The sequence below is a fragment of the Rhodococcus sp. 7Tela_A2 genome (assembly GCF_049311045.1).
In the GTDB taxonomy this organism is placed as follows: domain Bacteria; phylum Actinomycetota; class Actinomycetes; order Mycobacteriales; family Mycobacteriaceae; genus Rhodococcus.
Genome location: NZ_JAXION010000010.1, coordinates 35,716 through 57,562 on the forward strand (window position 1 = coordinate 35,716; position 21,847 = coordinate 57,562).

The 21,847-nt window shown below is 66.5% G+C and carries 20 protein-coding genes; 13 read left to right on the top strand and 7 right to left on the bottom strand.

Annotated elements, in window-relative coordinates:
• Nucleotides 1-2 precede the first annotated feature (2 nt).
• From TVH25_RS03595 to TVH25_RS03610, 4 genes are read right to left on the bottom strand one after another with little or no spacing between them, the layout of a single operon-like run.
• Nucleotides 3-767, bottom strand: a complete 765-nt coding sequence (locus TVH25_RS03595; RefSeq protein ID WP_169621371.1) for an MlaE family ABC transporter permease — start codon at nucleotides 765-767, stop codon at nucleotides 3-5.
• A gap of 45 nt (nucleotides 768-812) precedes the next feature.
• Nucleotides 813-2,450, bottom strand: a complete 1,638-nt coding sequence (locus TVH25_RS03600; protein WP_422423377.1) for a long-chain-fatty-acid--CoA ligase — start codon at nucleotides 2,448-2,450, stop codon at nucleotides 813-815.
• A 19-nt stretch (nucleotides 2,451-2,469) separates the two neighbouring features.
• The gene (locus TVH25_RS03605; RefSeq protein WP_422423378.1) at nucleotides 2,470-3,585 is read right to left on the bottom strand and encodes an acyl-CoA dehydrogenase family protein; all 1,116 of its coding nucleotides are present in this window, start codon (nucleotides 3,583-3,585) and stop codon (nucleotides 2,470-2,472) included.
• Nucleotides 3,586-3,601: 16 nt separating this feature from the next.
• The gene (locus TVH25_RS03610) at nucleotides 3,602-4,786 is read right to left on the bottom strand and encodes an acyl-CoA dehydrogenase family protein (protein WP_169621368.1); all 1,185 of its coding nucleotides are present in this window, start codon (nucleotides 4,784-4,786) and stop codon (nucleotides 3,602-3,604) included.
• 110 nt (nucleotides 4,787-4,896) lie between these two features.
• Here TVH25_RS03610 and TVH25_RS03615 point away from each other — a divergent pair, with 110 nt between their 5' ends.
• From TVH25_RS03615 to TVH25_RS03670, 12 genes are all read left to right on the top strand, one after another.
• Entirely contained in the window at nucleotides 4,897-5,082 is a 186-nt protein-coding gene (locus TVH25_RS03615; RefSeq protein ID WP_169621367.1) for a ferredoxin, read from the top strand.
• Nucleotides 5,083-5,212: 130 nt separating this feature from the next.
• Complete coding sequence (locus TVH25_RS03620) at nucleotides 5,213-6,118, top strand: 3-oxoacyl-ACP reductase (protein WP_169651997.1); 906 nt, start codon at nucleotides 5,213-5,215, stop codon at nucleotides 6,116-6,118.
• 427 nt (nucleotides 6,119-6,545) lie between these two features.
• The gene (locus tag TVH25_RS03625) at nucleotides 6,546-7,310 is read left to right on the top strand and encodes an MlaE family ABC transporter permease (RefSeq protein ID WP_169621365.1); all 765 of its coding nucleotides are present in this window, start codon (nucleotides 6,546-6,548) and stop codon (nucleotides 7,308-7,310) included.
• 19 nt (nucleotides 7,311-7,329) lie between these two features.
• Nucleotides 7,330-8,178 (top strand): MlaE family ABC transporter permease, encoded by an 849-nt coding sequence (locus TVH25_RS03630; protein WP_422423379.1) that lies wholly within the window; start codon nucleotides 7,330-7,332, stop codon nucleotides 8,176-8,178.
• 8 nt (nucleotides 8,179-8,186) lie between these two features.
• Nucleotides 8,187-9,365: an MCE family protein gene (locus tag TVH25_RS03635; protein ID WP_169621363.1), complete on the top strand. Its 1,179-nt coding sequence runs from the start codon at nucleotides 8,187-8,189 to the stop codon at nucleotides 9,363-9,365.
• Between the two features lie 2 nt (nucleotides 9,366-9,367).
• Entirely contained in the window at nucleotides 9,368-10,387 is a 1,020-nt protein-coding gene (locus TVH25_RS03640; RefSeq protein ID WP_169621362.1) for an MCE family protein, read from the top strand.
• Entirely contained in the window at nucleotides 10,384-11,442 is a 1,059-nt protein-coding gene (locus TVH25_RS03645; RefSeq protein WP_422423380.1) for an MCE family protein, read from the top strand. The genes TVH25_RS03640 and TVH25_RS03645 overlap by 4 nt, the downstream gene beginning before the upstream one ends.
• Nucleotides 11,439-12,788 carry an MCE family protein gene (locus TVH25_RS03650; protein WP_422423381.1) on the top strand — a complete coding sequence of 450 codons (1,350 nt, stop codon included), beginning with the start codon at nucleotides 11,439-11,441 and terminating at the stop codon, nucleotides 12,786-12,788. The genes TVH25_RS03645 and TVH25_RS03650 overlap by 4 nt, the downstream gene beginning before the upstream one ends.
• Nucleotides 12,785-14,002: an MCE family protein gene (locus TVH25_RS03655; RefSeq protein WP_296549146.1), complete on the top strand. Its 1,218-nt coding sequence runs from the start codon at nucleotides 12,785-12,787 to the stop codon at nucleotides 14,000-14,002. The genes TVH25_RS03650 and TVH25_RS03655 overlap by 4 nt, the downstream gene beginning before the upstream one ends.
• Nucleotides 13,999-15,414 (top strand): MCE family protein, encoded by a 1,416-nt coding sequence (locus TVH25_RS03660; RefSeq protein WP_422423382.1) that lies wholly within the window; start codon nucleotides 13,999-14,001, stop codon nucleotides 15,412-15,414. Before TVH25_RS03655 ends, TVH25_RS03660 begins: the two co-directional genes overlap by 4 nt.
• Nucleotides 15,414-16,031 carry a hypothetical protein gene (locus TVH25_RS03665; protein WP_206036971.1) on the top strand — a complete coding sequence of 206 codons (618 nt, stop codon included), beginning with the start codon at nucleotides 15,414-15,416 and terminating at the stop codon, nucleotides 16,029-16,031. The genes TVH25_RS03660 and TVH25_RS03665 overlap by 1 nt, the downstream gene beginning before the upstream one ends.
• 263 nt (nucleotides 16,032-16,294) lie before the next feature.
• Nucleotides 16,295-16,798: a twin-arginine translocation pathway signal gene (locus tag TVH25_RS03670; protein WP_422423386.1), complete on the top strand. Its 504-nt coding sequence runs from the start codon at nucleotides 16,295-16,297 to the stop codon at nucleotides 16,796-16,798.
• A gap of 75 nt (nucleotides 16,799-16,873) precedes the next feature.
• Here the strand turns inward: TVH25_RS03670 and TVH25_RS03675 are convergent, their stop codons facing one another.
• The 3 genes from TVH25_RS03675 to TVH25_RS03685 form a co-directional block, all read right to left on the bottom strand.
• On the bottom strand, nucleotides 16,874-18,985 hold the full coding sequence (locus tag TVH25_RS03675) for an FAD-dependent oxidoreductase (protein ID WP_296549149.1): 2,112 nt from the start codon (nucleotides 18,983-18,985) through the stop codon (nucleotides 16,874-16,876).
• 63 nt (nucleotides 18,986-19,048) lie between these two features.
• On the bottom strand, nucleotides 19,049-20,560 hold the full coding sequence (locus TVH25_RS03680; protein ID WP_296549150.1) for an alpha,alpha-trehalose-phosphate synthase (UDP-forming): 1,512 nt from the start codon (nucleotides 20,558-20,560) through the stop codon (nucleotides 19,049-19,051).
• Nucleotides 20,561-20,597: 37 nt separating this feature from the next.
• Nucleotides 20,598-20,768 (bottom strand): hypothetical protein, encoded by a 171-nt coding sequence (locus TVH25_RS03685; protein ID WP_169621356.1) that lies wholly within the window; start codon nucleotides 20,766-20,768, stop codon nucleotides 20,598-20,600.
• Between the two features lie 191 nt (nucleotides 20,769-20,959).
• Between TVH25_RS03685 and TVH25_RS03690 the strand changes: the two genes are divergently transcribed.
• Nucleotides 20,960-21,760, top strand: a complete 801-nt coding sequence (locus TVH25_RS03690) for an alpha/beta fold hydrolase (RefSeq protein ID WP_422423383.1) — start codon at nucleotides 20,960-20,962, stop codon at nucleotides 21,758-21,760.
• The last annotated feature ends 87 nt before the right edge of the window (nucleotides 21,761-21,847 follow it).

Genomic DNA, 21,847 nt, shown 5'->3' on the forward strand with positions numbered 1-21,847 from the left:
GCTCACCGACCCATCACCGCGATCCCGATCGAGGTGAGCAGCATGTTCGCGAGGAACAGGGCGACGAACGCGAACACCACGGTCTCGTTGACCGCTTCGCCGACACTCTTCGGTCCGCCGGTGACGGACAGGCCGCGGTGACATGCGATGAGACCTGCGAGCAGCCCGAAGACGGCCGCCTTGAGTTCCGACAGCAGGAGTTCTCCCGGCCCCACGAGCAAGGTGACGCCCGCGGCGTAGGCGCCCGGGTCGATGTTCTGGAAGGTCACCGAGAACAAGAATCCGCCGGTGAGCCCGATCGCGCACACCGCCCCGTTGAGCGTCACCGCGACGGCCGTCGACGCGAGCGCGCGCGGCAGCACCAGGCGCGCCGCGGGATCGATACCGAGGACTTCGAGGGCAGCGATCTCCTCACGGATGGTGCGCGATCCGAGATCCGCTGCGATGGCTGTGGCGCCTGCTCCGGCCACGACGAGAACCGTCACCAGGGGACCGATTTGTGTGATCGCGCCGAGGCCGGCGCCCGCACCGCTGAGATCACCCGCGCCGATCTCCAGCAGCAGCGAATTGAGGGTGAAGACCACCAGGACGGTGAACGGGATGGACATGAGGACGGTCGGGACGAGGGACACGCGCGCGATGAACCAGAACTGCGAGAGGAACTCACGCCACTGGAACGGGCCCCGGAACGCACTCACGAATGCGTCGAGCGACAACGCGTAGAAACTCCCGAGGGCGCGCGCTGCGGTACCGGGCACCGATCCCATCGATCCTCGCTTCTCCCACGGGTCTTCCTGGCGTTCGGCTAGACGTTATCGGTGTCCCGATGTCGTTGTGAGAGGTTCGAGGAGGTGTGTCGTTTCCGGCGACAAGGGCACGAATTCGGCGTCGCCGCGCTCGCGGACCCAGACCGGATCGGCGCAGTGCCATCGTTCTGCAGCGAGCGATCGGGTGAGGATCTTGAACGTCGCGGTCCGGGGGAACTCGCGGCAGACGCGCACGAGTGTGGGCACCTGCTTGGGGCCGAGATCGGTCTGCTCGGTGAGAAAGAGGGCGAATCTCTTCGCGTCGAATTCCTCGGCGACAGTGGGTATGACGGCCGCCATCACGCGATCACCCACGTGCCGGTCGGGGACTCCGTACACGGACACCTGGGCGAAACCCGGGTATCGCATCAAGACTCGCTCGATGGGCGCGGCGCCGAGGTTCTCGCCGTCGACACGGAGCCAACCGGAACTGCGGCCGGCGAAATAGACGAACCCGTCCGCGTCCCGGTAACCGAGGTCTCCGCTGTGGTACTTCCCGTCGCGGAGACGTTCGGCGTCGGCTTCGGGATTGTTGTAGTAGCCGCTGAACATTCCGGCTCCACGAGTGTTGACCAACTCGCCGGTGGCGTCGTCGGCGTTGACGATCCGGCCGTCACTGTCGAATTCGGCGGGAGGACACGGCTTCCCGGTTTCCGGATGGAGGATGTCGATGCCGTCGGGGAGCGTTCCGAGTGCCCCGGGCGGCGCACCGGGGGTGGCGGCGATGGAGACGCCGCCCTCGGTGGAACCGAAGCCGTCCACGACCCGGGCGCCGAACCGCCGGGTGAACTCCGCGACCGCGGGCGCCGTGCCTTCGTTGCCGTACATGATGCGCAGACGATTGTCGGCGTCGTCCGCGCGCTCCGGTGTCGCGACGATGTACGACAAGGGTTTGCCGACGTAGTTCGCGTAGGTGACACCGAACTTCCGGAGATCGGTGACGAACCCGGATGCCGAGAACCGGCGCCGCAGTGCCACACCGCTCTCGGCTGCCAGCGCCACGCCCCAGCCGGCCATGATCGCGTTGGAGTGGAACATCGGCATCGACAGGTAGACCACGTCATCCGGCCCGAGGCCGAACCGCTCCGCGAGCATGAGTCCCGGGCCGGTCACCTTCCCGTGGGTGCAGCGCACCGCTTTCGGATCTCCGCTCGTCCCCGAAGTGAAGATGAGCATGAACAAGTCGTCGGGCTTCGTCTGCGCGACCACCGGGGCCGAGCCTGCGAACGGAGCGAGCATCTCCGGCCAGTCGGCGGAGTCGACGTCGATCACCCGCACGCCGGGAAGGTCGAGACCGTCGAGCAGTGGCAGGTGAGCGGATTCGGTGAAGACCACGCGGCAGTCGGTGAGCGCGATGTCGCGGGCGAGCGCCTCGCCTCGACGGGTGGTGTTCAGGCCCGCGACCACTGATCCGGACAGTGCGGCGGCACCGAGCAGCAGGGAGAACTCGGTCACGTTGTCCATCAGCACCCCGATGTGCGGGGGAGCGTTCTCGTCGAGCAGGTCGCGCAGCAACGCCGCGCGGTCGTGCGAGGCGCGGACGTGTTCCCGCCACGAGATACGGGTGTCCTCGAAGGCCATGCCGCGGTCGTCGATGTCGGACAGGCGTGTGAGCAGCGAGGTCACAGTGGGATCGGCGGTCATGGCAGTCCTCGTCGTCCGGTCAGGCGGGGGTGTCGGCGAGTACCCGGCCGAGCGCACGCAGTTGTGCGGTGGCCGAACCGAGGAGGAACTCGTGCTGTTTGGCGGCGAGGAAGTATCGGTGGACGGGATGGTCCTCGTCGAGGCCGACGCCGCCGTGCACGTGGATCGCGGTATGTGCCACGCGGTGTCCCGCATCCGCCGCCCAGAATGCGGCACTGCGGAGTTCCTCGTCGTGCGGTTCGCCGGAGGCCATCCGGTGGGCGGCCTGCCACAAGGTCAGGCGGACCGCCTTGGTGTCGATGTAGGCGTCCGCGAGTCGCTGCGCGACAGCCTGGAAACTGCCGATCGGCCTGTCGAACTGGATGCGTTCGCGGGCGTACTGCGCGGTGAGTTCGAGTGCGCGGTCGAGCACTCCGCACTGGTAGGCGGCCGACCCGAGCAGGGTCCGATCCCGCAGCCGGGCGGCCACGGCTGCGCCGTCCGTGCCGAGCACCCGGCCGGCGTCGAGCCTCACCCCGTCCAGCGTGAGGATGCCTCTGCTTCCGCGGTCGGTCGTTGCCTGGCGGGTGACCCCGGCACCCGGGTCGTCGGACCGCACGAGGAAGACCACGACGGAGTCCTCCAGCGACGCCGGGACCAGGAATCCGTCGGCGACCGGTGCGGCGTCGACGACCGTCTTGGTGCCGTCGAGCACGTACCCGTCGTCCACGGCGTGTGCTCGGGTGGTGGGGGCCACCGGGTCGTCGTCGAGTTCTTCGGACAGTGCGGCGGTGAGGATCGTCCCACCGGCGGCAGCCGGCCTGCCCCACTCCGACACCTGTTGCGGCGTACCGAATTCACCGATGACGGAGGCACACACCGCGATCGACGTCAGATACGGGACGGCGGCAACGCCGCGGCCGAGTTCGAGCAGGATGCTTGCCTGCTCGAGCGGCCCGTACCCGTCGCCGCCCACCGACTCCGGCAATGCCGCGCCGAGGATTCCCGAGGAGGCGAGCAGGTCCCACAAGGTCCGGTCGATCCGGTCGTCGAGCGAGTCGAGCACGCGCAGATGGTCGTTGGTGACGATGTCGGTGACGATGCTGCGGGTCAGGCTCGACAGGTCCTGTTGAGCCTCGGTGAGGGTGAAGTCCACGGTGGAGGATCCTTCGTTAGCGCTTGGCGGGAGGCTGGCCGAGGGCGGCCATCGCGATGATGTCGCGCTGGACCTCGTTGGTGCCTCCGCCGAAGGTGAGAATGAGGGAACTGCGGTGCATACGTTCGATCCGTCCGCGCAGCAGCGCGCCCGGAGAGTTCTGACGGATCGTCGACGCGGGTCCCAGAATCTCCATGAGCACACGGTAGGCCTCGGTGGCGAATTCGGTACCGAACACCTTGTTCGCCGACGCCGGCCCGGGCCCGAGCGGCGTCTTGCCGGAACTCGACGCGATATCCCAGTTCATCAACTGGAGGTATTCCGCACGGGCGTGCACCCGCGCCAGGCCCACCTGCACCCATTCCTGGTCCACGACGCGGCGTCCGTCGGGCAGCCTCGTCTGCTGCGCCCAGCGGCGCACCTCGCCGAGCGCGGTGAGCACCGGTCCGGCGGACGTGAGCGCGACACGCTCGTGGTTGAGCTGGTTGGTGATCAGGGACCATCCGGCGTTCTCCTCGCCCACCAGAGCGGACGCGGGGACACGGACGTTCTCGAAATAGGTGGCGCTCGTGTCCGGACCGGCCATGGTGTGGACCGGGGTATACGAGAACCCCTCCGCGTCGGTGGGCACGATGAGAACGCTGATGCCCTTGTGTTTCTTCGCATCCGGGTCGGTCCGCACCGCAAGCCACACGTAGTCGGCGTACGCGATCAGGCTCGTCCACATCTTCTGACCGTTGATCACCCACTCGTCGCCGTCGCGCACGGCCGTGGTGCGCAACGACGCGAGATCCGTGCCGGCTTCGGGCTCGGAGTAACCGATGGAGAAGTGCAGTTCGCCCGCGGAGATGCGCGGGAGGAAATACTCCTTCTGCTCCGCGGTGCCGTAATGCATGATCGTCGGCGCCACCGAATCGATGGTGAGGAACGGGACCGGTGCGCCTGCGATCGCGGCTTCGTCGGTGAAGATCAGCTGGTCCATCGCGGAGCGGTTCTGGCCGCCGTACTCCTCGGGCCAGCCCAGCGTGAGCCAGCCGTCCTTGCCCATCTGCTGCACGATCTCGCGGTAGACGTTGCCGGCCCCGTACTCGCCGGTCGTCGCGGCGAGGGCCTCACGCCGTTCCGGAGTCATGAGATGGGTGAAATAGTGTCGCAATTCCTCACGTAGCGCTTGTTGCTCGGAGGTATAGCTGATGTCCACGAACGCTCCACTTCGCCGCTGCGGGATTAGCGCGAATCATTGCACAGAAATGGAACGCGTTCTAGCCTGAGGCGGTCGGGTCGGTACGAAAGTGAAACGGGGTTCGGGTCATGGATGTCAAGGTCGACTTCGACCGCTGCGAGGCGAACGGCGTGTGTGTCGGGGTGGCGCCCGAGGTGTTCGATCTCAACGACGACGACGAGTTGCTCGTGAAGCACCCGGTTCCCGAGGGTAGTGAGGCGAACGTGCGTGAGGCAATTGCGCAGTGCCCCAGGGCAGCCCTGTCCGAAGGGTGAACTGGGACCCCGTCGCGTCTTGTCATAAACAGGAACACGTTCTACATTCTCTGGACTGTCCCGATGTGGTGCCGGGGACGTCCACCGGGGTGTGGCCGTCCGGCCGGCCCGAATCGCAAGGAGTGCGTGGATGAGTTCTGTCGGCAGCGGTGTGTCCCTCGAAGGCAAGGTCGCCGTGGTCACCGGCGCGGGTGCGGGCCTCGGGCGGGCCGAAGCGATCGCGTTGGCTCGCGCCGGCGCGTCGGTGGTTGTCAACGATCTCGTCGCCAACGACTCCGTGGAGGACACTCTCGCGCAGATCCGCGCCATCGGACCCGGTGCGGCGTTCGTGCCGGGAAGCGTCGCCGAGCGCGCGACCGCCGATGCGATGGTTCACGCCGCCGAGAAGGAGTTCGGTGGAGTGGACATCGTGGTCAACAATGCGGGCATCACGCGTGACCGGATGCTGCCGAACATGTCCGACGACGAGTGGGACTCGGTCGTCGCGGTTCACCTGCGCGGCCACTTCCTGTTGTGCCGCAACGCCGCCGCGTACTGGCGGGGCAAGTCCAAGGAGGCCGGCGGGCCCGTCTACGGGCGCATCGTGAACACGTCGTCGGAGGCGGGGCTGCTCGGGCCGGAGGGGCAGGCGAACTACGGTGCCGCGAAAGCCGGCATCACGGCATTGACGGTGTCGGCCGCGCGGGGGCTGGCGCGCTACGGCGTGCGAGCAAACGCGATCTGCCCCCGCGCCCGCACGGCGATGACCGAATCGGTCTTCGGCGCCCCGCCGGACGGTGAGGTCGATCCACTCTCGCCCGACCATGTGGCGAATCTGGTTGCCTACCTGGCCTCGCCCGCCGCAGACCACATCAGTGGGCAGGTCTTCATCGTGTACGGGCCGATGGTCGCACTCATGGCCGCGCCGGTCGTGGAGCAACGGTTCGACGCGGACGTGCAGTGGACACCGGACGCCCTCGCGGCCGAACTGGGGGGTTACTTCGCGGACCGCGATCCGGCTGCGACGTTCTCCGCGTCCGACGCACTGAAACTGTGAACGCTTCCGACTCGCCCGAGCCGGAACTCTCTGCAACCCTGCGTGACACGTATCCTGGGCGAAGGGTACGTATCACGCCGACCGGCCGGTTCCGCGTCGGCAGTGCGCCGCGCGTCGGCGGCAAAGGACACCTGTTCTAGTTTTATCTCCGTTCAATTTCAATATTCAACTGTGTTGAATCGTCTTCCGCGGTTGGGGCGAGCGGGAGAGTAGTGCCGAATCCACGGAAAAACGGCTGATCAATGCGCCTTATGTCCGTATTAACGAGAGTGGGGGCGCGGAGAGTGCGGCCGCGGAAAACACGGATGAATTGTCTACAGGATGTTTCTTTGACACGTGAACACGTTCTAGTTACTATGACGCGGGTCACAGCAGATTTCTGCGCACGGTCGGATTTCGGTCGGGCCGGCGAACGAAAGGGGAGACGGTGGTAGATCTCCTCGAGGTTCCACTGCGCGCCGTCGGCGGCCTCTTCGCAATGACCGGCGACACCGCAAGGGCGGTGTTCACCAGGCCCTTCCAGAGACGTGAATTCGTCGACCAGGCGTGGTTCGTCGCGCGGGTGTCTCTCGTGCCGACCGTTCTCGTGGCCATTCCCTTCACCGTCCTGGTGAGCTTCACCCTGAACATCCTGCTCCGCGAGATCGGTGCGGCGGACCTCAGCGGTGCCGGGGCCGCGCTCGGAGCCGTCACGCAGGTCGGGCCGATGGTCACGGTGCTGATCGTGGCCGGTGCCGGAGCCACCGCGATCTGTGCGGATCTTGCAGCCCGCACCATCCGCGAGGAGATCGATGCGATGCGGGTGCTCGGCATCAACCCGATCCATCGGCTCGTCGTCCCGCGCGTACTCGCGTCCACCGTCGTCGCGCTGCTGCTCAACGGGCTCGTCTGCACGATCGGCATCCTCGGTGGCTTCGTGTTCTCCGTCTTCCTCCAGGACGTGAACCCCGGAGCCTTCATCAACGGCATCACGCTTCTCACCGGCTTCGGTGAACTCATGATCTCCCAGGTCAAGGCAGGATTGTTCGGCATGATCGCAGGCCTCGTCGCCTCCTACCTCGGACTCAACGTCAAAGGTGGCCCCAAGAGCGTCGGGGACGCCGTCAATCAGACGGTCGTCTTCGCGTTCATGGCCCTGTTCGTCGTCAACCTCCTCGTCACCGCCGTCGGCATCAAGCTGACGGCCGGATGAGAAACGCGGAGGACACACCATGGCAGTGATCTCCGGGCGATTCCCGAGGGCCGTGCGACGGTTCTCCCGCGCCTCGACGTCGATCGACCGTTTGGGTGAGCAGGCCCTGTTCTACGGCAAAGCGCTCGCGACGATCCCTCGCGCGCTCCGGCAGTACCCGAAGGAAACCCTCCGGCTTGTCGCCGAAATCAGCATGGGGACGGGTGCCCTCGCCGTGATCGGCGGCACCGTCGTCATCGTCGGATTCCTCACCCTGTTCACCGGCGGCATCATCGCGGTGCAGGGGTTCAGTTCCCTCGGCAACATCGGCGTCGAAGCACTCACAGGGTTCTTCGCGGCGTTCATCAACGTCCGCATCGCGGCACCCACCATCGCCGGGATCGGCCTGGCCGCCACCATCGGCGCAGGGTCCACGGCGCAACTCGGTGCGATGCGTGTGTCCGAGGAGATCGACGCACTCGAGACCATGGCCATCCCGTCGATCCCGTACCTCGTCTCCACCCGGGTCCTGGCGGGAATGATCGCCATCGTCCCGCTGTACTCGCTCGCGGTGATCGCATCGTTCGTCGCCAGCCGATTCGCGACCGTCGTCATCTACGGCCAGTCGGCCGGCGTCTACGACCACTACTTCACGACGTTTCTCATACCCACCGACATACTCTGGTCGTTCGTCCAAGCGATCGTGATGGCGATCGCCGTCATGCTCATCCACACCTACTACGGGTTCACCGCCGGCGGCGGACCCGTCGGTGTCGGCGTGGCCGTCGGCAACGCGGTGCGCGCGTCGCTCGTCGCGGTCGTCACCGTCACCCTGCTCATCTCTCTCGCCGTGTACGGCGCGACCGGCAACTTCAACTTGTCGGGATAGGGCGCCACATGGACACTCCCTCGTGGAAGAAAAAGCTCGCGGCGTTCGTGCTGGTGGGCGGGCTCGCCGTGATCGTCTTCGTGGCCCTGACGATGTTTGCCGCCGGATTCACCTCCACCACGCCCGTCACCGTCACCGCGCAGCGATCGGGCCTGGTGATGGAACCCGACGCGAAGGTCAAACTGCGCGGCGTCGAGGTCGGCAGGGTCTCGTCCATCGAGCACACCCCTGATGGTGCCGTGCTGCGGCTCGCGATGCAGCCCGGACAGATGCATCTCATTCCGTCCGATACGCGCGTGTCGATCGAGTCGACCACCGTGTTCGGTGCCAAGTTCGTCAACCTCGTGGTCCCGGAGGATCCGTCACCGGTACCGCTGCAAGAGGGCGCGGTGATTGCGGCCGACAGTGTGACGGTCGAGTTCAATACGGTCTTCGAGCATCTGTCCGAGGTGCTGACGCAGGTGCAGCCCGAGAAGCTCAACGCCACGCTCGGTGCGCTCTCGGAGGCGCTCAACGGTCGCGGCGATGCGCTCGGGGCCACCCTCGCGGACGCGGACGCCTACCTGGCCGAGATGAACCCCTCGCTCCCGCAGTTGCAATACGACCTGGGAGCTGCTGCCGACGTCGCCAATCTCTATGCGGACACCGTGCCGGATCTGATGACCACGATCGGCAACGTCACCGAGGTCGGTAACACGATCGTCGACGAACAGTCGCAACTCGACCTGTTGCTCATGAATCTCACCGGTCTGGCCGATACCGGTCGTAACGTTCTGGGGGAGAACGAGAACCAAGTGGTCACCGCTCTCGACAGCTTGTCGTACACCACCGGGCTCCTCGGCGAGTACTCGCCCGAACTCACGTGCTTCATCATCGGTCTCAACGATGCTCGCATCGCCTTCGAACCGATGGCCGGAACGGGTGAATATGCCGCGCTCACGCTGAGCACGAGCTTCATGGGTGGTGCCACGCCGTACAACGCGGCCCAGGACCTGCCCGTCGTCGGGGCCTCCGGCGGCCCGAACTGCTGGGGCATGCCGGACTACGATCCGCGACGCGACGGGAACGCGAAGTTCGTGGTGACCGATACCGGGACCACGCCGTACAAACCGGCCACGGAGGCATGGGTGCGTTACCCGACGATCTTCCAGTACCTGTTCGGTGACCAACTCGCGGCAGGGCAGTGACGATGCGGCCCACCACGATCAAATTCCTGATCTTCACGCTCACGATGGTGCTCGTGTTCGCCGGCCTCGCAGTGGTGTTCAGCCAGGCCCGGTTCACCGGAAAAGAGACCTACCACGCGGCCTTCACCGACGTCTCCGGACTGAAATCCGGCGACAAGGTGCGTATCGCCGGTGTCCAGGTGGGGTCGGTCGACGGGGTCGACATCGGGGACGGCAACCACGCGGAAATCGAATTCGGCGTCGATTCGAAGTACACGCTCTTCACCGGCACTCGCGCGACCGTCCGCTACGAGAACCTGGTGGGAGACCGGTATCTGGAACTGCTCGAGGGAGCCGGCAGCGTCGACGTTCTCCAGCCGGGCGGAAGCATCCCGATCGAGCAGACCGAACCTGCTCTCGACCTCGACCTGCTGCTGGGAGGGTTCAAGCCACTGCTGCAAGGGCTCGATTCCCAGCAGGTCAACGACCTGTCCGGCGCGTTGCTGCAAGTGTTCCAGGGGCAGGGCCAGACGCTGGTCTCCTTGCTGGGCAACACGAATTCGTTCACCAATTCACTCGCGGATCGCGACCGGTTGATCGGCGACGTGATCGACAATCTGAACGGTGTTCTCGGCACCATCGACGACCACGATCGCGAGTTCGCCGAGACCATCGACCAATTGAGTGCCCTCGCCGGTGGGCTGGCCGCAGACCGCGACCCGATCGGCGCCGCGATCCCGGAGATCGCCGGGGGCACTGCGGATCTGGCAGCGCTGCTGCAGAACAACCGACCCGACCTGCAGTCCGTGATCGCCGAAACCAATCGGTCCATGACACAACTCGATCTGGGTGAGGACGACATCAACCGCACACTCGAACGTCTCCCGTCGGATTACAAGAAACTCATCCGGGTGGGCGCCTACGGCAACTTCTTCCAGTTCTTCCTCTGCGCCAACACCTTCAAGTTCTCCGGACCCGACGGCACCACCGTCAGGTACACGACGGCGAACCACGACACGGGAAGGTGTGCGAAGGTCGAATGAGTGCACCGCGCGAACGCAGTCATCTCCAGATCGGCATCGTCGGTTTGGGTGTGTCCGCCGCCATCGTCCTCGCCGGGTTGCAGTACGACCAGCTCCAGTTCCTCTCGGGCGGGCTGAGCTATTCGGCTCGATTCGAGGACGCGGGTGGACTCGTCGCCGGAGACGAGGTGATGCTCTCGGGTGTCACGGTCGGCGACGTGACCGACGTGAAGCTCGACGGCCAGACCGTACTCGTGAACTTCACGATCCAGGACGGCATCGGCCTCGGCGACGGCACCGGCGCCGACATCAAGACCAACACCGTGCTGGGCCGCAAGTCGCTCGCAGTGCGTCCGGGAGGCTCCGGCGTGATGCGTCCGGGCACGATCATCGAGATCGACCGAACCAACTCGCCGTACTCGCTGACCGACGCGCTCGGCGACCTCACGACCACCGTGTCCGAACTCGATACCGGACAGATCAACGAGTCGCTCGATGCCCTGTCGGATTCGCTGCAGGACACTCCGCCGGAGATACGCGGTGCCCTCGAGGGCATGACCCGGTTGTCCCAGTCGATCAACTCGCGGGACGAGTCCCTGCTGCAGTTGCTCGACCGGGCCGAGGACGTGACCGCGATCCTCTCCGAGCGCAGCGATCAGGTCAACGCGCTGATCGTCGACGCCAACGCCTTGTTCGGCGAGCTGAACCTTCGCCGAGACGCCATCACCGAACTCATCGCGAACATTTCCGCGGTCTCGCGCCAGCTCACCGGCCTCGTCCAGGACAACCAGAGCCAGATGGGGCCGACGCTCGAGAAGCTCAACGCGGTCACCGCGAACCTGCAGGCGAACAAGGACAACATCGCTGGGGCGCTCGACGGTCTCGGACCATACATCAGCGCTCTCGGTGAGTCTGTGGCCAGCGGGCCGTTCTTCAACGCCTACGTGTCGAATATCCTGCCGGCGCCGTGGTGGAAAGCCATCGTGGACAGCCAGGTTGCCCCCGACCTTCTCCCCGAGGATCTCCAGAACGTGATTCCCCAAGAGCCGCCGTCGATCACGAGGGATGGCGAATGAGTACCGACACCATGCCGGTGGACAACCACGAACCGGCGCCTCCGAAGAACTCCCGACTTCCGCGCCGGTTGCTGATCGGTATCGCGGCCGCCGTCGTCCTTGCGCTGGTCGCGGGCTTCGTGTGGTTCGTGCTGCCCGGCCTCGGCAAGCGGACGGTCTATGCCGAATTCGTCTCGACCAGTGGGTTGTACGAAGGTGACGACGTACGCGTGCTGGGTGTGTCGGTCGGGCGCATCACCGATATCGAGCCCGGCGACGACCTGGTTCGGGTGACCATGTCGATCGACGACGCGGTCGACGTGCCGGCCGACGCCGCTGCCGTCGTCATCGCGCAGAGCCTCGTCTCTGCCCGCTTCGTCCAGCTCACCCCCGTCTACTCCGGCGGCGCCGCCCTCGAGGACGGCGCGACGATTCCTCCGCAGCGCACCGCGTCGCCCGTCGAATGGGATCAGATCAAGACCGAACTCATGCGTCTGTCCGAGGCGCTCGGGCCGGAAGAACTCGATCCACAGGGCTCGCTCGGCCGGTTCATCGACACCGCCGCGGAGAACCTCGACGGAAACGGGCAGACCATCCGCTCCACACTGCGAGAGCTGTCCGCGACCATGCATACGCTGTCGGAGGGACGCACCGATCTGTTCTCGACGATCCGGAACCTCCAGACCTTCGTCTCGGTGCTGTCGTCGAGCAACGAGCAGATCGTGCAGTTCGGTGGACGGCTGGCCTCCGTCTCGAATGTGCTCGCACAGAGTTCCGACCAACTCGGGGTCTCGCTCACCGACCTCGGCATCGCGGTCGGCGACGTGCAGCGTTTCGTCGAGGACAACCGTGCCGGACTGACCGAGTCGGTCGAGCGCCTCGCCGACGCCACCGAAGTGCTCGCGCGCAAGCGACCGGAGATCGAGCGGATTCTGCACTCGGGCCCGACGTCGCTGGCCAACTTCTACAACATCTACAAGCCGGCACAGGGGTCGCTGACCGGCGCCCTCGCCATCAACAACCTCGCCAACCCTGTGGAGTGGATGTGTGGGTCGGTCGCTGCCGCCGCGAACGCGACATCCGAACGAAGCGAAGAGTTGTGCCGTCAGCAACTCGGTCCGGTCCTGGCCTCGATGAGCGCCAACTACCTGCCGGCACTGGCCAACCCGCTCGCCAGTGTGCAGGCGTTCCCCGGGGACATCGTCTACAGCGAACCATGGCTCGAAGGTGCGTCCGCGGGACGAGGGACCGCACCGCCGCAGGCGGCGCCCGCACCCACGCCGCTCGACGGACTGCTGGGCGGATTACCGAACGTCGCGGTCCCGCAGGACCTGGGAACACTGCTGCAGCCGGGAGGGGGACGATGATCCTGTCGAATGGACGGCGCATCACCGCGGCCGCGGCCGTGCTGGCGGCAACGCTGGCGCTGACGGGCTGTGAATGGGACGGGCTCAACTCGGTTCCCATGCCGGGCACCGCCGGACGCGGTGAAGGTGCCTACCGCGTCGAGATCGAGATGCCCAATGTCACGACGCTGACCCAGAACTCACCGGTCCGCGTAGACGATGTCACCGTCGGTTCGATTGCCGCGATCGAAGTGGACGGATGGCACGCTCTCGTCACGGTGGCGCTCGACAAGGACACCGTGGTGCCCGCCAACGCGACGGCCAAGATCGGCCAGACGAGCCTGCTCGGTTCGCAGCACCTCGAGTTGCTCGCCCCCGTCGGCGAACCCGCGCGTGGACGGCTCGCGGACGGCGACCGCATTCCCCTCGAGCGTGCGGGTGTCTATCCGACGACGGAGCAGACGCTCTCGTCGTTGTCGCTGGTACTCAACGGCGGCGGTCTGGCGCAGATCAACGACATCACCACCGAACTCAACGCCGCGTTGGTCGGGCGGGAGGATTCCGTCCGCAACCTGCTCCCGCGTCTCGACGAACTCGTGTCCGCGCTCGACACCCAGCGCGGCGATATCGTGTCCGCGCTCGAAGGGATGGACCGGCTCGCGGTCACGGTGAACAACCAGAACGAGACCCTCGTGCGGGCACTGGAGGAACTACCGCCCGCGCTCGAAGTCCTCGTGGACCAGCGGCAGAACCTCACGTCGGCGATGTCCTCGCTCGGTGAGATGAGCACGGTGGCGAGTCGTGTCGTCGAAAGCTCCAACGACGATCTCAAAGCGAACCTGCAGGGGCTGGCACCGACGTTGCGGGCGCTGGCCGACTCGGGTAGCGCGCTCACCGAAGTCCTCGGCGTACTCCTGACGTACCCCTTCCCTCAGAACGGGATCAACAACGTCATCCGGGGTGATTACGCGAACCTCGCCATGACGATCGACCTGACCCTCGATCGGCTCGACCTGAACTTCCTGACCGGAACCCCACTGGCGGGCCGATTGGCCGGACCGGAGGGAATTCTCGGCAGGGACGCCGGACTCGCCGCCCAGGCCGTCGATCCGTTCCAGGCGCCGCTCGCGCCGCCGCCCGCACAACCTGCCCCGGGACCTGCCGGCACACTCTCGATCCCCGGAATCGGCGAGATCACGATTCCCGGACTTCCCGAGGGGGTGTTCGGACCATGATGCTTTCACGATTCGTTCGCATCCAGCTCTCGATCTTCGCTGTGCTCACCGTGATCGGTCTCGTCGTGATGACGCTGCAGTACGTGCGTCTGCCGGCGCTGCTGGGGGTCGGCCAGTACACGCTCACCGTGGAACTTCCGTCCACCGGCGGCCTGTATCCGCACTCGAACGTGACCTACCGGGGTATCAACGTCGGAACGGTCCAGTCGGTCGCGCTCTCGCCCGCAGGCGTCGACGCGACGCTGTCGATCGGCAGCGACTACAAGATTCCTGCCGATGTGGACGCGGCCGTTCGGAGCGTGTCCGCCATAGGTGAGCAGTATGTCGATCTCGTTCCCCGCGAAGGGGGTTCGAGTGGTGGGTATCTCGCGGACGGCGACGTGGTGCCGGTGGAGCGCGCTACCGTCCCGCAAGAGGTCGGTGCCCTGCTGGACCAGGCGGACGTGTTGCTCGCCAGCATCGGCGACACGCGACTGCAGGCACTCGTGGACGAAGCCTTCGAGGCGTTCAACGGATCCGGTCCCGAATTGCAGGACCTGATCGACTCGACCCGCCTGTTCGTGCAGGAGGCATCGGGGAACAGCGCCGAAACCCGCCGGCTCATCGACGAGGTGGGGCCACTGCTCGACACTCAGACGGTCACCAGCGACGCCATCCGGTCGTGGACGCGGGACATGGTGACCTTCACCGATCGCTTGCGCGAGAGCGACCCCGATCTGCGGACACTGCTGGAGACCGGTCCGTCGGCCGCGGCCGAAGCCGAAGTGCTGCTGCAGGATCTCCGCCCGACACTTCCGCTCCTGCTCGCGAACCTGGTGAGCGTCGGTGAAGTCGGTGTCATCTACAACTCCGGGATCGAGCAGATCCTCGTGCTGTATCCGCCGATGACGACCGCGCTGATCACGGCGGCCGGGTCCGGACCGCCGGAGGACGGTGCGGTCGTCGACTTCCATCTCCAGCTTCACGACCCGCCGCCCTGTCTTTCCGGGTTCGTCCCGCCGGATCAGTGGCGCAGCCCCGCCGACACCACGATGGTCGACACGCCGGGGGATGTGTTCTGCCAGTTGCCGCAGGACTATCCGAACGCCCAGCGCGGTGCCCGGAACCTGCCGTGCATGGAGTATCCGGGCCGCCGTGCACCGACGCCCGATCAGTGCCGTACCGGCTACACACCGAAATACTCCGACAATCCGTGGCAGGGTCCACCTACGCCGGTAGGGTCCGACAATGTCGTGCCGACGCCTGCGTCATACACCGAAGGCAACGGTGCTGCGGCACCGGCTGGCGTCACCGCGCGCCGGATCGATCCGCAGACGGGGACGTATATCGGTCCCGACGGCACCGTGTACACCCACGCCCAACTGGGAGACGACCGGAGTTTGGAGACTTTCATGAAGGCACAGCAGGGCTGATGGCGAACGAACACGACAAAGACGGTCCCACCGTCGAGCCCGATACGGTTCCCGACGAGAGCACCACGCCGACGAGTGCGACCGATACCGGGGGCAGCGACACGGCACCGGCTGCCTCCGCGGCACCGGCGGCGCCGACATGGCCCAAACGGGTGGTCGTGGTCGCATCGATTCTGCTGATCGCCGTTGTGGCCGCCGGTGTCTGGCTGATCATCGACCAGCGGTCGGCCGACGAGCGTGACGAGCGACGAGCGGCGTTCGTCCAGGCTGCGCGTCAGACCGTGCTGAACCTGACGACGATCCGCGCCGACTCCGCAGACGCCGACGTGCAGCGGCTGATCGACGGGGCCACCGGCGACTTCAAGGCCGAATTCGAAGGGCGGGAAGGTCCGTTCGTCGAGGTCGTGCAACAAGCCGGCGTCACGACGATGGGGGAGGTGCTCGAGGCCGGAATCCAGAACGAGGACGGTACGTGCGCGTCGTCGCTCGTCGCGTCGCGTGCGATGGTGAGCAATGCCGACCAGACCGAGCCGGAACCACGCGATTTCCGTCTGCGCGTGACGATCTGTGACGAGAACGGCAGACTGCTGGCGTCGAAGGTGGAGTTCGTGCCGTGAGTGAAGACCGGAAAGACAAGCAGGTGACGTCAGTGAACACGGACAGCCAGGCGGACACGAACAGCCGGACGGATACGGCCGGCGAGACGAACACGACCGGCGAGACGAACACGACCGGCGACACCACATCCGGTGAGACCGCGGCCGCGACGGCTTCCTCACCCGGGGATACCGCAGCCGCAGACACCGCTCCGGACTCCACGGACACGGTCGTGAATTCCGCAGACACCGCTCCGGCACCCGCGGACACCGCACCCGCGCCCGTGGACACAGCACCGTCCTCGCAGTCGTACCTGCGGCACGTCGCGATCGGGCTGTCGGTGCTCGTACTCGTGTTCGCGGTCGTCGTGGGCTGGCTCGCGTACGGAGCGCGGGCCGACTCGGCTGCCGAGGCTGCCCGTACCGAAGCCCGTGTGGCAGCAGAGGAGCAGGCCGTCGCGATGCTCGCCTACACCCACGGCGAGGTGGACGATCAGATCGCCGTGGCGGGCGAGGGTCTCACCGGGGACTTCCGTGACGAGTACACGAATCTGATGAAGAACGTCATCGCGCCGGGGGCCAAGGAGAAGGCCATCAGCGTGCAGGTGAGCGTGCAGGGATCGTCGGTGGTATCCGCCGATGCCGACAGCGCCGTGACCCTGCTGTTCCTCAACCAGATCACCACGAGTTCCGAGAATCCGGAAGCCGTGAGCAGCGGCAGTCGTGTGCGAGTCGAACTCGAAAAACACGACGACCGCTGGCTCGTCAGCCGGCTGACACCGATCTAGGCTCCGGGGGGTCGCTCCCTCAACAGCATCGTGTTCCCGTCAGCACGGTGTTTCTGTCAGAGCACCGTGTTCCTGTCAGAGCACTGTGGCGACGTTCCACGCGGAGTGGATCGCTCCTTCGATGTAGCCGACGTCCGCGGCGTCACCGACCACGTGGATCTCCGGTACCCTGCCCTCGAGCTCGTCGGCGAGCGGCGCCGCGGCCGAGACTCCGGACGCCACGACGACCATATCGGCCGGGGCGGTGAGGGTTTCGTCACCGACGCGGAATTCGACGGTGTCGGCGGTGATGCGCTGCACCTGTGCTCGCCGGTGAATGGTTACGCCGACTTCGCCGGCGTGCCGAACTGCCGTCCAGCGTCGTGGCATGGCCATCGGCACGCCCAGTTGTCCGCCCTCTTCGAGCAGGGTCACCCGGCGCCCACGTTCTGCGAGGAACTCCGCCAGTTCGAGACCGACGAGCGAGCCCCCGACTACGACCACGTCTTTGCCCATGGGCAGGAACTTGCGGGTGACGGCGCGAATCGCCTGTGGGCTCTTGGTGATTCCCGACAGCTTGCCGAGGCGCCCCATGGTGCGGAGGAACAGCGGTTGTTCCGACGTGTCGCCGGCCCCGGTCATCAGGGCTCGCAGCGTATCGCCGGTGTGCACGTGTGGCAGATCGCCACCGGGAACATCGGGTCGGCCGCGCACCGCGCCGGTGGCGATCACGACGGCATCGGGTGCGAGTGCGGCGACGGAGTGGGCGGTGGCCTCGGTGTTCAGGCGGACATCGACGCCGAGGCGTTCGATCTCGGAGCGGAGCCACCTCAGCAACTGCTCGTTGTCCGGGGTGGTGAGGGTCGAGAACCAGAGTGTGCCGCCGAGCCGATCCGACTTGTCGAGCACCGTCACCCGGTGTCCTCGCTCGGAGGCGACGCGCGCGACTTCGAGCCCGCCCGGCCCGGCACCGACCACGACGACGTGCTTCGACGCGGACGTGGGGGTGAACGGCACCAGGGTCTCGTTGCCCAGCGCCGGATTCACCGCGCAGATCGGGGTGTCGTCCCAGAAATTCTCCTGAACACAGACATAGCAGTTGATGCACGGCCGCACCTGCTCCGGTGTGCCCGCGGCCAGCTTGCCGACCAAGGAGGGATCCGCGAGCAACTGGCGGCCCATCGCGACGAAATCGGCGTCGCCGTCGGCGATGGTCTTCTCGCCCACCTCGGGCAGCACGCGACCGACTGCGATCACCGGGATGCCGACGGCCTTTTTCACCGAGGCTGCCAGACCCGTGTAGGCGCCGACAGTGTTCGGGAGCGGCCCGTCGGTGAAGTTGGAGAACGGGTTTCGGCCCCAGCCGGTCACGTGGATCGCGTCGGCTCCCGCGGCTTCGAACAACTGTGAAGCGCGCACTGCCTCGTCTGTGCTCAGGCCGTCGGCTTCGCCGAATTCGCGTCCGGCGACGCGCACCAGAATCGCCAGGGAGTCGCCGACTTCGGCCTTCACCGCGCGGATGACCTCGCACGCCAGTCGCGCACGGTTCTCGAACGAACCACCGTATTCGTCGGTACGCCGATTGTCGGCGCGGCTGAGGAAGGCGCCGAGCACATAGCCATGGGCACAATGGATTTCGACCGCGTCCGCGCCTGCCGCTTTCACCCGGCCCGCCGCGTCCGCGAAGCAGCGCACGAGCCATGCCAGGTCCTCGTGCGTGGCTTCGTGGTATTCGGCCTGCTTGCCGTTCGTGACCGCAGCCATCTTCTGGAGTTCTTCACCGGTGTTGTCGGCGAGCGCGCTCAGGTCGGGGCTCGAGTTCGGGGTCGAGGGGACGAGCAGCGGCCGATCGTTGACGGTGTCGATCCGTGCCACCTTGCCGTGGTGCGTCATCTGCACGCACAGAGCACTACCGGCCTCGTGGACAGCATCGGCGAGTGCGGTGAGACCGGGGATGAACCTGTCCTCCGACAGCCCGGGTTCCTTGGTGCTGGCGCAGCCGAGCGGATAGGCGACAGCGCAGCATCCGGTGATGATCAGCCCGGTGCCGCCCTCGGCGCGGGCGACGAAATGGTCGATGTCGCCCTGCTCGATCTCGCCGTCGTCACACAGATTCATGTCCATGGCGGGCAGGACGACCCGATTCCGCAGCGTCACGGGCCCGATGGTGCCGGGGGAAAGGAGATGGGGGAAGGTTCCGGTCGTCACACCAAGACGTTATGCCCGCAGGTTGTGTCCCGCGGCACAGTTCCACTCAGTGGGACCGACCCGCTACCCGCTGTTCCCGTTGCTGCCTTCACCCGGTGTGATCAGCGCAGGTCCCGCAGCGCCGGTGTGCGACAGCGCTTCGAGGAACGAGCGTGCCCACCGGTCGACATCGTGCGTGAGGACCTGACGGCGGAGGGCACGCATCGTCTTGCGTCCGACGTCGCGGGGTTGCTCGATCGCAGCCTGCATCTTGTCCTTGACGTCCTCCAGGTCGTGCGGATTGCACAGGAAGGACTGACGCAGTTCGGCTGCTGCGCCGGTGAATTCGCTGAGCACCAGCGAACCACCGAGATCGCTGCGGCACGCGATGTATTCCTTGGCGACGAGGTTCATCCCGTCGCGCAACGGCGTCACCAGCATTACGTCGGCGGCGACGAAGAAGGCGATGAGTTCCTCGCGAGGCACCGGGCGGTGGATGTAGTGGACCACCGGGCGGCCGACCTCGGCGTACTCACCGTTGATGCGACTGACCATGCGCTCGATCTCGCCGCGCATCTGCACATACGACTCGACGCGTTCGCGGCTGGGAGTCGCGAGTTGCACCATGACGGTGCGGGCCGGATCGACCCGTCCCTCGTCGAGGAGTTCGTTGAGGGCGTCGAGCCGGACGTCGATGCCCTTGGTGTAGTCCAGCCGGTCGACCCCGAGCAGGATGTGGTCCGGGTTGCCCAGCTCTTTGCGGATCGCCTTGGCCCGGTCGCGAATCTTCTTGCTACGCGACTGTTCGTCGAGTTCGCCCGACGCGATGGAGATGGGGAAGGCCCCGACGCGCACCGAGCGGAATCCGACCTGGACCACACCGAGCTTCGAGCGGACACCGATGTTGCCGCGCGAGGTCTGGTGGCCGGCGAGCCTGCCCGCCAGGTAGAGGAAGTTCTGGGCGCCGCCGGGGAGATGGAACCCGATGAGGTCGGCGCCGAGGAGTCCTTCGACGATCTCGGTGCGCCAGGGCATCTGCATGAACAACTCGACCGGCGGGAACGGAATGTGCAGGAAGAACCCGATCGTGAGGTCGGGCCGCAGCATCCGCAGCATCTTCGGCACCAACTGGAGTTGGTAGTCCTGGATCCAGACGGTGGCGTTCGGTGCTGCGGCCTTGGCCGCTTCTTCCGCGAAGCGCCGGTTGACCTCGACGTAGACGTTCCACCATTCGCGCCGGTATTCCGGGCGGACGATGACGTCGTGGTAGAGCGGCCACAGCGTCGCGTTGGAGAACCCCTCGTAGTAGTCGGCGATCTCCTGAGTGCTCAGGGGAACCGAGTACAGCGTGAGGTCGTCCTCGACGATGACGCCGGCATCGGCGTCGGCCACCCCGGCCCAGCCGACCCACGCTCCGTGGTTGGAACGCAGGATCGGCTCGAGGGCGGTGACGAGACCGCCGGGGCTGCGCTTCCACCGGGTCGTGCCGTCCGGCAGGCGTTCGAGATCCACCGGCAGGCGATTCGCGACGACGACGAAATCGGACGGGGTGATCGACTCGGATTCTTCGGTCGCATCCGCGCCGCCTGCTGTCACGTCGTGTCCTCTCGAGGTGCCGGTCCGATGGATCTCGTCAGTACTTTTCGGCCGGGCCGATGCCCAGCATCGACAGCAGCATGCGGCACTCGTCCGCAGTCTCGGCGTAGGCGGCGACGACGCGCTGTGCCTGTCGGGCGGTCTCGTCGGCGACAGGTTCGAGATCGTCGTCGGCGAGAACGTCGGGCGTGGTGGGGTCCGCGGTCATGTGTTCCTCCCGGGTAGCTGCTCGGCGCGAGCATGCATCTGCCTCGACTCTAGGAGAGTGGGACACCGGGGCGCCACCCGCCGGGTGCTGGATCGATCATGGCCGGGGCCCTCGCGGTACCGTAGGGCTCGTAACGCCGCGCTCGTCGATCTGTGCGCGTTCGTCCCCCGCAGTCTTCGAGGAAGGTCTCCATGCCCATTGCGACGATCAACGGAATCCCGCTGAACTACCAGGTCAAGGGATCCGGCGACCTCGTAGTTCTCGTCATGGGAACCGGTAGCCCCGGCCGGGTGTGGGACCTGCATCAGGTGCCCGCGCTCGTGCAGGCCGGCTACCGCGTGGCCACGTTCGACAACCGTGGCATTGCGCCGTCGGGGGAGAGCCTGAGTGGGATGACGCTCGACGATCTCGTTGCCGACACCGCGGGCCTGATCGAGTTGCTCGGCGGCCCGGCGCATGTCGTCGGCACGTCGATGGGTGCGCGCGTCGCGCAGGAACTGACGTTGGCGCGTCCGGAACTCGTCCGCAAAGCGGTGTTCCTCGCCGGCCATGCACGGATGGACCGGTTCCAGATGACGCTCACCGAGGGGGAGCGGCAGTTGTACGACAGCGGTGTGGAGTTGCCGCCCAAGTATCAGGCCGCGGTGACTGCGGTGATGAACCTGTCGCCCGCCTCGCTCGCCGACGAGAACACCGCACGCGACTGGCTCGACGTGTTCGAGTTCAGTGGCGGGAAGCTGTCGCCCGGGGTGCGGGCCCAGTTGGGAATGGACCGCGAGTTCGATCGCCGTGCCGCCTACCGGGCGATCACGAAGCAATGCCTCGCGGTGGGATTCGCCGACGACCGCATGATTCCGGCGTATCTGTCGCGGGAAGTGGCGGAAGCGATTCCGGGCGCACGGTACGAGGAGATTCCGGACGCGGGTCACTACGGGTACCTGGAGCGTCCCGAGGTGGTCAACAAGGTGTTACTGGACTTCTTGGCGGCGTAGCGGCCAGAGCACGTGTTCGGCGCGGGGGGGGGGGGGGGGGGGGGGGGGGGCGCGGCGGGCCCGCCCCCGCCCCCCCGCGCGGGGGGG